This window comes from Actinocrinis sp. (assembly GCF_035650855.1).
In the GTDB taxonomy this organism is placed as follows: Bacteria; Actinomycetota; Actinomycetes; order Streptomycetales; family Catenulisporaceae; genus Actinocrinis.
Genome location: NZ_DASRGV010000179.1, coordinates 1 through 9,339 on the forward strand (window position 1 = coordinate 1; position 9,339 = coordinate 9,339).

The following is a 9,339-nucleotide window of genomic DNA, read 5'->3' on the forward strand; positions in this document are numbered from 1 at the left end:
CCTCGACGGCCTGGGGGTGGCGAGGGGTGAGCTTCCGCCGCTGAACGACCGCATGGCGGCCGGCATCGCCCGCGCTAACGAAGCGCTCGACTCCGGCGCCGCCCAGGCGAGCCTGGACCGCTGGATCGAAGCGACCAGCCAGACGGTCTGAGCTAGGGCGAGCAACCAGACAAGCAGGCAACAAGACAAGCAGGCAACAAGACAAGCAGGCGCACACCGCTCACGCGTCATCAGTAACCATCGCCTGGACAGCCTGATGGTGCGTGAGCGGACCGTCTCGTCTACGCGTTGAGGATCTGACGCAGCGTCGCGATGCGTTCCTCGACCGCGGCGCCGGACGGTGAGGTCGCCCACAGGGCCATCCACTCGCTGTCCGGGCCGGTGACCCGGTCGAGGGCGGCGAGCGCGACGCGCTGGTCCTCGGCGGTGACGGCCGGGCGGTGTGAGGAGAGCCAGGCGTCGACCGAGGAGTTCCCGGTGGCGGCGGCACGGGAGCGGCCGGCCGCGACGAGGCAGGCGGCGGCCACCGCGACATGACCCTCGGCCAGTTCGATCTGTCCCGGCCGCTCGACCACCGCGACCAGAGTCTCGCGCAGCTTGGGCGGGACCTGGGCGTCAGGCGTCTCCTCGACCTCGTCGAAGAAGTCCATCGCGTCGTCGTTGTCGAACGGTCCGACCTGCCACGTACCCATTCCTGACGCTCCTGCTTCCCGGTTGGCGCCGTCGCTCCCCTGTACCGAACGGTAACCAGGAACCGGCAGTGGCGCTACAGGACCGCAGGGTGATGTTCACGGCTAGCCGGAGACCGGCTTGCCTCCGAGCGTCGCGCCGTAGGCGGAGCCGGACAGCCACGAGGACCAGCCGATGGTCCAGTCGCCGAAGCCGTTCGTCACCGCGACCGTCTTGCTGGTGCCGGTGACCTGAACGACGTCGCCGACGTGCGCGAGGTTGTAGAACCAGGTCGCGTCGGAGGTGCGGGCGTGGATGCAGCCGTGCGAGGAGTTGACGTAGCCGATCTGGCCGTCCCAGGGCGCGGCGTGCACGTACGTGCCCGAGTAGGTGATCTGGGTGGCCCAGTTCACGAACTCGTCGTACTTATCCCCGTTGCCGTAGTCGCCCTTCATCTCGACCGGGTTGCCCTTGCCGAGCACGGCCAGCGTTCCGCTCCAGGTGATGAAGCGCGGGTCGTTCGAGCCGGTGTCGATCGGGAAGGTCCGGATCACCTGCCCGTTCTGGTAGGCGGTGGCCTTGAACGCCTTGGTGTCCACGATCAGCCGCAGGTCGGTGTCCCGGATCGTGAAGTTCAGCGAGTGGTTCTTCACGAAGTACTGGTGGGTTCCGGCGCGCACCCCGGTGAGGTTGAGCGCGACGGAGACCTGCGTGCCGGTCTGCCAGTAGTCCTGCGGCCGCCAGTCCATCATGTCCGAGTCGACCCAGTGCCAGGCTCCGGCGACCGGCGGGTTCGTCGTCACGACGCAGGCCTTCTCGACGTCCGCGCGGTACGAGCTGGGCACGTAGTTGGTGAACTGCACCCGGATCGGCTGCCCCACGCCGACGCTCACGTCGCTGCCGGGCCACATCTCCAGCACGCCTATGGTGGCGCTCGGCTTGAGGGTGGTGAACGAGACGGTCTTGGTGACCGACTTTCCGCCCTTGTCAGTGGCCTGGATCTGCATCTGGTACGACGTGTTGAGGTTGAGCACGCCGTTGGAGGTCCAGCTGGACTTGTCGTCGGACAGCGTGCCGCTGGTCTCCTGGCCGCCGGAGAGCTGGACCGAGGTGATGGTCCCGTTCGCGACGGAGACGGTGACCGCCTTTGACGGGTCGACGTTCGAGGTGCCGTCGGCCGGGACGGTGGTGAAGGCCGGGGCGGGGTAAGTCGGCGAGGGGGACGGGCTGGAGCCGCCCGCGCCCGCACCGCCGTTGACGCTCCCCGCGCCGGTGCCAGAGCCGTTGTTCTTGTTCCCGCCACCGGATCCCCCGGTGACCGCGGCGGCCACGCCGCCGATCGCGGCGAGGGCGAGGACGCTTCCGGCGGCGATGATCCCGCGGCGGGGAAGGCGGGAGAGCAGGCTGCCGGAGGCCGCGGTGTCGGCGTCCTCGGCGCCGTCGTCCGGGGCCGGATCGGCGCTGTACGGGGTCGCGCCGCTGCCGAACGCCTGTCCGGGGCCGCTCTCAGCCGCGTAGACGGAGGGGGGAAGCACCGGGACGTGCCGGATCGCAGCTGTCTGGGCGCTCGGGTCGGCCGGTGCGGGCTCGCGACCCGCAGGCGGGGGCACGGGAACCTGCCGGATCACCGCGGTCTCGGCGCTCGGGTCGGCCGGCGCAGGCTCAGCCGGCGAGGGAGCTGATTGGCCCGCGGCCGAATCCTGCCCTCCCTCGGCAGCCGCCGAGTCCGCGGGCTGCCAAACCTGGCGCTGTTCCTGCTCGCCCTGATCCTGGCGGTGCTGCACTTGATCGCGCTGCTCCTGGCCGCGCTGGGCCGCCGCGTCCGTGCCGTCCGCGCCGTCCGCGCCATTCGTGCCTTCGCCACCTGCGGGTATGCCGGGGCCGACCCCATCCACCATTGCGCTGCTACTCCCCTGGCTCGCGCTGCTAACCGCCTACCAGCCGCACCTATTAACGTACCCGCGTCTGGTTACCCACCGCGCGCCAGCATAGTGAGTGAAGGCCGGTGTGGAAGATCCACACCGGCCTTCACTCAGAGTTGTTACAGACCCACTACCTGGCCGCGATCGGCCTCCGACCTGGCTTTCAGCCTTGGCTCAGGTTGGCCGTCCGGCGGGCCGCGCGCGGCCCGGACCGGCAGCGGTTCGGATCAGTAGTGCTTGTTCTCGCCGCGGTAGTACTCGAACACGAGCCCGTACACGCCGTAGGCGAAGAACGGGGCCGCGAAGTAGCAGAGCCAGAACCCGACCGCGATCCCGGTGAACATCGCCGCGCCGCCGGCCGCGAGCACGATCGGCCACCAGCTGTGCGGGGAGAAGAAGCCCTGCTCCCCCGCGCCCTCGTGCGGCTCCGCGTCGTCCCGGTCCTCCGGGCCGACGATCCCCCGCTTCGCCAGCTGGCGCACGGTGAAGTTGAGGTAGAAGAAGATCATCCCGCACAGGCCGAAGGCCATGATCAGCGCCGCCGTACCCGTCGGGTCGTGCGAGAGCCACCAGTAGACCGGCACGTCGATGAAGAAGAAGATCGCGATGATCAGGAACATCCGAGCCGTGAGTTTCACAGCGTCACTCGCCCTTCTCCGCGGCCCGGTCGCGGGCCAGCGCCTTCTTCGCGCCGTGGCCGCGCTCGCCGAGTTCGATCTCGCGCAGCGCCACCTCGGGGTGGTGCAGGTCGAAGGCCGGGGACTCGGACCGCACCCGCGGCAGCGAGTTGAAGTTGTGCCGCGGCGGCGGGCACGAGGTGGCCCACTCCAGCGAGCGGCCCCAGCCCCACGGGTCGTCCACGGTCACCCGCTTGCCGGTCTTCGCCGTCTTGTACACGTTGTACAGGAACGGGATCGTCGACATGCCCAGCAAGTACGCGCCGATCGTGGAGATCGTGTTCAGCGTCGTCCAGCCGCTGGAGGCCATGTAGTCGGCGTAGCGCCGGGGCATGCCCTCCGCGCCGAGCCAGTGCTGCACCAGGAAGGTGGTGTGGAAGCCGATGAACAGCGTCCAGAAGTGGATCTTCCCGAGCCGTTCGTCGAGCATCTTCCCGGTCCACTTGGGCCACCAGAAGTAGAACCCGGCGAACATCGCGAACACCACGGTGCCGAAGAGCACGTAGTGGAAGTGTGCGACCACGAAGTACGAGTCCTGCACCTGGAAGTCGATCGGCGGGGAGGCCAGCAGGATGCCGGTCAGACCGCCGAACAGGAAGGTGACCAGGAAGCCCACGGACCACAGCAGCGGCGTGTCGAACGAGAGCGATCCGCGCCACATGGTGCCGATCCAGTTGAAGAACTTCACTCCCGTGGGCACCGCGATCAGATAGGTCATGAACGCGAAGAACGGGAGCATGACCGCGCCGGTGGTGAACATGTGGTGCGCCCACACGGTCACCGACAGGCCGGCGATGGACATGGTCGCGAACACCAGGCCGCTGTAGCCGAAGACCGGCTTGCGGCTGAACACCGGGAAGATCTCCGAGACGATGCCGAAGAACGGCAGCGCCACGATGTACACCTCGGGGTGCCCGAAGAACCAGAACAGGTGCTGCCACAGGATCGCGCCGCCGTTGGCCGCGTCGAAGATGTGCGCCCCGAGCCGCCGGTCCACCTCGAGCGCAAACAGGGCCGCCGCCAGCACCGGGAAGGCCAGCAGCACCAGCACCGAGGTCAGCAGGGTGTTCCACACGAAGATCGGCATCCGGAACATCGTCATGCCGGGCATGCGCATGGTGATGATCGTGGTGATGAAGTTCACCGAGCCGACGATGGTGCCGAAGCCGGAGAGGGCCAGGCCCATGATCCACAGGTCGCCGCCGACGCCCGGCGAGTGGATCGCGCTGGACAGCGGCGAGTAGGCGAACCAGCCGAAGTCGGCCGCGCCCTGCGGGGTCAGGAAGCCGCTGACCGCGATCAGCGAGCCGAACAGGAACAGCCAGTAGGCGAACGCGTTCAGCCGCGGGAAGGCCACGTCCGGCGCGCCGATCTGCAGCGGCATGATCGCGTTGGCGAATCCGGCGAACAGCGGGGTCGCGAACATCAGCAGCATGATCGTGCCGTGCATCGTGAACGCCTGGTTGAACTGCTCCGGCGTCAGCAGCTGCAGGCCGGGGCGGGCCAGCTCGGTGCGGATGAGCAGCGCGAGCAGGCCGCCGAAGCCGAAGAAGATGCACGAGGTGATCAGGTACAGGAAGCCGATGACCTTGTGGTCGGTGGAGGTGATCCACTTGACCACGGTCGAACCGGGCTGCCTGGTGCGGTAGGCCGTCACCGAGGGGGTGGCGACCGCCGGGTCGTTGATCGCGGTCACCAGGCCGTCCCTCCAGTCGAGTTCTTACCCTTGATGCCGTTCATCGGGCCGACGCGGCAGGGGATGCCGTTCTCGCCGACGCCCGCGTTCGGGCCGCAGCCGATCGGCAGCTGCCCGGTGTCGCCCTGCTGCTGGAGCTGGGCGAGGTGTGCCTTGTACTGGTCCGGCGGCACGACGTCGACCCAGAACAGCATCCGGGAGTGGTCGACGCCGCACAGCTCGGCGCACTCGCCGATGAACTCGCCCTGCTTGGTCGGGGTCAGCTCGAACTGGTTGACCCGGCCCGGCACCACGTCCAGCTTGAACAGGAACGCCGGCACCCAGAAGGAGTGGATGACGTCCGGCGAGGTCAGCGTGAACTTGACCTTCTCGCCGAGCGGCAGGTAGAGGTGCGGCGGCTGGCCGGGGGTGCCGGCCTCGTACACCGACGGGCCGCCGGCGGCGAACTGCTGGCCGGTGGCCGCGTCGTAGTTGTAGTTGAACGACCAGCTCCACTGCCGGCCGACCACGTTGATGCTGGTGGCCTGGTCGTTGGTGATCTTCAGCAGCTGCGACTCGTCCTTGGCGGTGAAGTAGAACAGCACCGCGACCATGATGGTCGGGACGGCCGTGTAGAGCAGCTCGATCGGGATGTTGTACTTCGTCTGCGGCGGCACCTCGATGCCGTGCCGGGAGCGCCGGTGGAAGAACGCCGTCCACAGGATCAGGCCCCACACCAGCGCGCCGACGGCGAACGCGGCGATCCACGAGCCCTGCCACAGGTGCAGGATGGTCGGGGCCTCTGCGCTGGCCGGGTCGGGGAAGCCGAGCCGGGTGAAGGTGCTGTTGGCGCAGCCCGAGGCCGCGACCAGGACGGCGCCGGCCAGCGCCGCGCGGGCGATTAAACGCCGCCTTCTTGACGCAGCGGTCCGCGGCCCGCGAGCGGGATCGCTCAGCGCGCGCGGCCTGCGTTCGGAGCCGTACTGACTCAACGTACCCTTCCCGGAGTCTCGCCCTGCTCACCGGCGCCTCCGCGCCGTGGACAGCTCGGCCGCGGATCCCGGAGTGCGGGCAGGGGTTCAGTTCTGCGGCCAAACCCTACTCCAGCGGTTTGCGGCCCGAGCGGGCAGGTACCCCCCGGGCCGGGCGGGGGCGGCGCGGGCTCATGCGGACGGGCTAACCGCGCGGCGGATCGCGCGGTTTCGCCGCAATTGCGCACGATGAGGCGGCGTCAGAACCGGTGAACCACGGCCCTCCGCACGCGCCGCGACACCGCATCCCGCTGTGACCCCAGGTCCCGGACAGGTTGAATGACGTTATGAACTCGGTATTCCTGGACGCGGCCTCCGGCGAGCCGATGGACCCGGTGGCCCGCGAGGCCTATCTCGCGGCGCTGGACGACGGCTGGGCCGACCCGGATCGCCTGTACCGCGAGGGACGACGTGCCCGCCTGCTGCTCGACGCGGCGCGCGAGGCGGTCGCGGAGGTACTGCGTGTCCGTCCAGACGAGGCAGTCTTCACAACCTCCGGAACCGCAGCGATCCATCTCGCGGTCGCCGGACTCGCCCAGGGACGCTCACGGGTCAGCCGACGCATCGTCACCAGCGCGATCGAGCACTCGGCGGTCCTGCACGCCGCCGAGTTCACGGCGACCAGGCTCGGCGGCGAGCACGTGACGGTCCCGGTCACCCGGTCAGGCGAGCTGCGCACCGACGCCCTAGCGGAGAGCCTGCGCGACGGCGCCGCACTGCTGTGCATTCAATACGCCAATCACGAAGTGGGAACGATTCAGCCGATCGAGCGAGTCCACGAGCTGAGCGCCGCGACCGCGACAGCCACCGCGGGCCCGCCACCCCTCCTTCTCGACGCCTCCGCCGCCCTCGGCCGCATTCCCCTCCCCACGCCCGAGCACTGGTCCGCGCTGTGCGGTTCGGCCCGCAAGTGGGGCGGCCCGGCCGGGGTCGGCGTCTTGGCTGTGCGCAAGGGCACAAGGTTCGCTGCGGCCTGGCCGGAGGACGAACGCGAGCAGGGCCGCGCGCCGGGACCGGTGAACGTGCCGGCGATCCTGGCCGCCGCCGCGGCGTTGCGGGCCCGCGAGGCCGAGCGCGAGACCGTCGCCGCACGTCATCGCGGGCTGGTCGACCACATCCGCGACCAGGTCGCCGCGACCGTGCCCGACGTCGAGCTCGTCGGCGATCCGCAGCAAAGGCTGCCGCACATCGTGACCTTCTCCTGCCTCTACGCCTCCGGCGAGGCGCTGCTGCTCGAATTGGATCGCGCGGGCTACTCGGTTTCCTCCGGTTCCTCTTGCACCGCCTCCACCCTGACGCCGAGTCATGTGCTGGAGGCGATGGGCGTGCTCAGCCACGGAAACGTGCGAATCTCGCTGCCCTGGCGGATCACAGCCGAGGAAGTAGACCGGTTCCTCGCCGACCTGCCCGCCGTGGTCGCACGGGTTCGCGCCGAAGCCCCCTCCGCCCCGCCGCCAGCGCCGACGCCCGAACGCGCACGCGAAGCCGCACCGGGAAGCGCTGCAGGAGACGCGATCGAGACCATCGACGCCCTCGGCCTCATGTGCCCGATCCCCGTGATCGAACTGGCGAAGCGCATCGTGGATGTCCCGGTGGGCGGGACGGTCAGGGTGCTGGCCGACGATCCGGCGGCGCGGCTCGACATCCCGGCGTGGAGCGAGCTGCGGGAGCACAGCTACTTGGGTGAGGAGCCGGTCCCCGAGCGAGGCGAGCGCGCCGTCGCGTACCTTGTCCGCCGCGAGCACTGACCGCCGGGCGGCGACCGGAAAAGATTTCACCGAAACGGCGGAACCCGTCGCCGCCGCGCTCCGTCCAAGCGGAGACTGACCTCACCCACAGGTCGAGGCAGTGGATTGAGCGAACGAACGGCGACGCCGTCGCGGACCAGCGGCGGCCACCGCAGACGAAGACGTCAAACAGACAGAAGGACGGTTCGCGATGGTCCTCAGCGTCAGCAGGGGCGGCACGATCGCGGCGGCGCTGGCCGCGGTCACCCTCGCCTCCACTCTGGCCGCCTGCGCGAGCAGCAACAGCGTCAGCCCGGCCGCGAACGGCAAGGATTCGGGCACGGCCCAGTCCGCGCCGATGATCCCCGCCCCCTCGCCCTCCGCGTCCGCCTCCGCGACCGGCTCGATGCCGGTCAACCCGGGCGGCCGGATGAGCCCCGCGCCGAGCAGTTCCCCCGTGGCGCAGCTGACCGCGCCGCCGGCGAACGCGAAGTACGTGCCGATCGATCAGGAGTCCCAGTCCGCCGACGGACGCACCCTCTCCCTCCAGATCGAGGCGCGCGGCGGGGCCTGCGGCCAGTACGTGGTGGTCGTGAAGGAGTCGGCGGCGCAAGTGGGCGTCGGCCTCGCCCAGCTGCCGGTCCGCAAGGGCGTGATGTGCCCGATGTACATCGGCCCGCGCATCTTCACGGCTACGCTGGCCAGCCCGGTCGGCACGCGCATCGTGGTCGACCTGGCCAACGGCGCCCGGCTCGGCGGCTGACCCTACCGACAAGGCGGACCATGGTCACTCTTCGTGACAAAACTCGTCCGAAAATTCTTGCTCCGGAAGGGAACCAGGCTGGCGGTACGGCCGTTTAACTCTACAGAAGGCAGGAAGACGCATTACACTCAGTGATGCAGGACTTGCTGATGGGGTGTCGGAAGTAAAGACTCGCGCCCGCAGGGCTCTCCCCCCGGCCCTGCGGACGCTGTAGCGGATCCCGGGCAGCCATCCGTCGGCGCACGGATGCGGGATCCGGCGCACAAAGGCAGGGCCCCCGCCATCGTTTGTGGGTAGCGATGGTCGGGGGCCCTGCTGCGTCTCCAGATAGTTGCAGCTCAGCGGCCGTTTTCAGGCCTCAGCCGACCGAGCTTGGACGTCCAACGACGTCCCACTGCATCCCACTGTCGAGCGTTGATCGCGACAAATACGCGACAACGGCCGCGACAACGAGCGTCAGGAGGTTGACGGCTTCTCTCTCCCCCTGACCTCGGTGTCGTCGACCTCGGCCAGCGCTAGCTCGATCAGGCGCTTCGCCCGGTCCTCCTGGCCGTCCAGGCACTTGGCGTAGACCTTCAGCAGCACCTCAACGGTGTGTCCGGCCCACTCGGCTACCTGTGTAGCTGGGACACCAGCGTTCAGCCAGGTCGACACGGCGGCGTGACGAAGGTCATAGGGGCGCTGAGCGAGCGGTGAGGCGGCCTGAGCTTCGCTCAGAGCCATCGTGCGCGCCAGTGCCCACACACGCCCGTACCAGCTATCGGAGGCAACGGCGCCCTGAGCCGTGGAGACGATTCGGCCATCCGGGGCCGTGCCGAATCGGTCAAGGTGGCGGCGGATCAGCGCGACCAGTTCGGGGCACAACGGCACGCGCC

8 protein-coding genes are annotated in these 9,339 nt (G+C 69.3%); 2 read left to right on the top strand and 6 right to left on the bottom strand.

Annotation, left to right across the window (positions count from 1 at the left end; genetic code table 11):
- Positions 1–281: 281 nt before the first annotated feature.
- The 5 genes from VFB40_RS13490 to ctaC all read right to left on the bottom strand — a co-directional run bounded on the left by VFB40_RS13490 (position 282) and on the right by ctaC (position 5,935).
- Positions 282–692 (bottom strand): DUF4259 domain-containing protein, encoded by a 411-nt coding sequence (locus VFB40_RS13490; RefSeq protein ID WP_324850529.1) that lies wholly within the window; start codon positions 690–692, stop codon positions 282–284.
- A 102-nt stretch (positions 693–794) separates the two neighbouring features.
- Positions 795–2,567 (bottom strand): L,D-transpeptidase, encoded by a 1,773-nt coding sequence (locus VFB40_RS13495; protein WP_324850531.1) that lies wholly within the window; start codon positions 2,565–2,567, stop codon positions 795–797.
- Positions 2,568–2,818: 251 nt separating this feature from the next.
- Complete coding sequence (gene ctaF, locus VFB40_RS13500; RefSeq protein WP_324850533.1) at positions 2,819–3,229, bottom strand: cytochrome c oxidase subunit 4; 411 nt, start codon at positions 3,227–3,229, stop codon at positions 2,819–2,821.
- Between the two features lie 4 nt (positions 3,230–3,233).
- The gene (gene ctaD / locus VFB40_RS13505) at positions 3,234–4,955 is read right to left on the bottom strand and encodes an aa3-type cytochrome oxidase subunit I (RefSeq protein WP_414642090.1); all 1,722 of its coding nucleotides are present in this window, start codon (positions 4,953–4,955) and stop codon (positions 3,234–3,236) included.
- Positions 4,956–4,960: 5 nt separating this feature from the next.
- Complete coding sequence (gene ctaC / locus VFB40_RS13510) at positions 4,961–5,935, bottom strand: aa3-type cytochrome oxidase subunit II (protein ID WP_324850537.1); 975 nt, start codon at positions 5,933–5,935, stop codon at positions 4,961–4,963.
- Between the two features lie 326 nt (positions 5,936–6,261).
- Here ctaC and VFB40_RS13515 point away from each other — a divergent pair, with 326 nt between their 5' ends.
- Together VFB40_RS13515 and VFB40_RS13520 are read left to right on the top strand one after the other, a co-directional pair.
- Positions 6,262–7,722: a cysteine desulfurase/sulfurtransferase TusA family protein gene (locus tag VFB40_RS13515; RefSeq protein ID WP_324850539.1), complete on the top strand. Its 1,461-nt coding sequence runs from the start codon at positions 6,262–6,264 to the stop codon at positions 7,720–7,722.
- A 190-nt stretch (positions 7,723–7,912) separates the two neighbouring features.
- Positions 7,913–8,464 carry a hypothetical protein gene (locus tag VFB40_RS13520; protein WP_324850541.1) on the top strand — a complete coding sequence of 184 codons (552 nt, stop codon included), beginning with the start codon at positions 7,913–7,915 and terminating at the stop codon, positions 8,462–8,464.
- Between the two features lie 456 nt (positions 8,465–8,920).
- Here the strand turns inward: VFB40_RS13520 and VFB40_RS13525 are convergent.
- Positions 8,921–9,339: hypothetical protein (locus VFB40_RS13525; protein WP_324850543.1), on the bottom strand; the 419-nt coding region annotated here is incomplete at its 5' end.

What these genes read in the sequence shown, in the direction of transcription:
- VFB40_RS13490 (WP_324850529.1), bottom strand. Translation starts at nt 692, where the DNA reads ATGGGTACGTGGCAGGTCGGACCGTTCGACAACGACGACGCGATGGAC.
- VFB40_RS13495 (WP_324850531.1), bottom strand. Translation starts at nt 2,567, where the DNA reads ATGGTGGATGGGGTCGGCCCCGGCATACCCGCAGGTGGCGAAGGCACG.
- VFB40_RS13515 (WP_324850539.1), top strand. Translation starts at nt 6,262, where the DNA reads ATGAACTCGGTATTCCTGGACGCGGCCTCCGGCGAGCCGATGGACCCG.
- VFB40_RS13520 (WP_324850541.1), top strand. Translation starts at nt 7,913, where the DNA reads ATGGTCCTCAGCGTCAGCAGGGGCGGCACGATCGCGGCGGCGCTGGCC.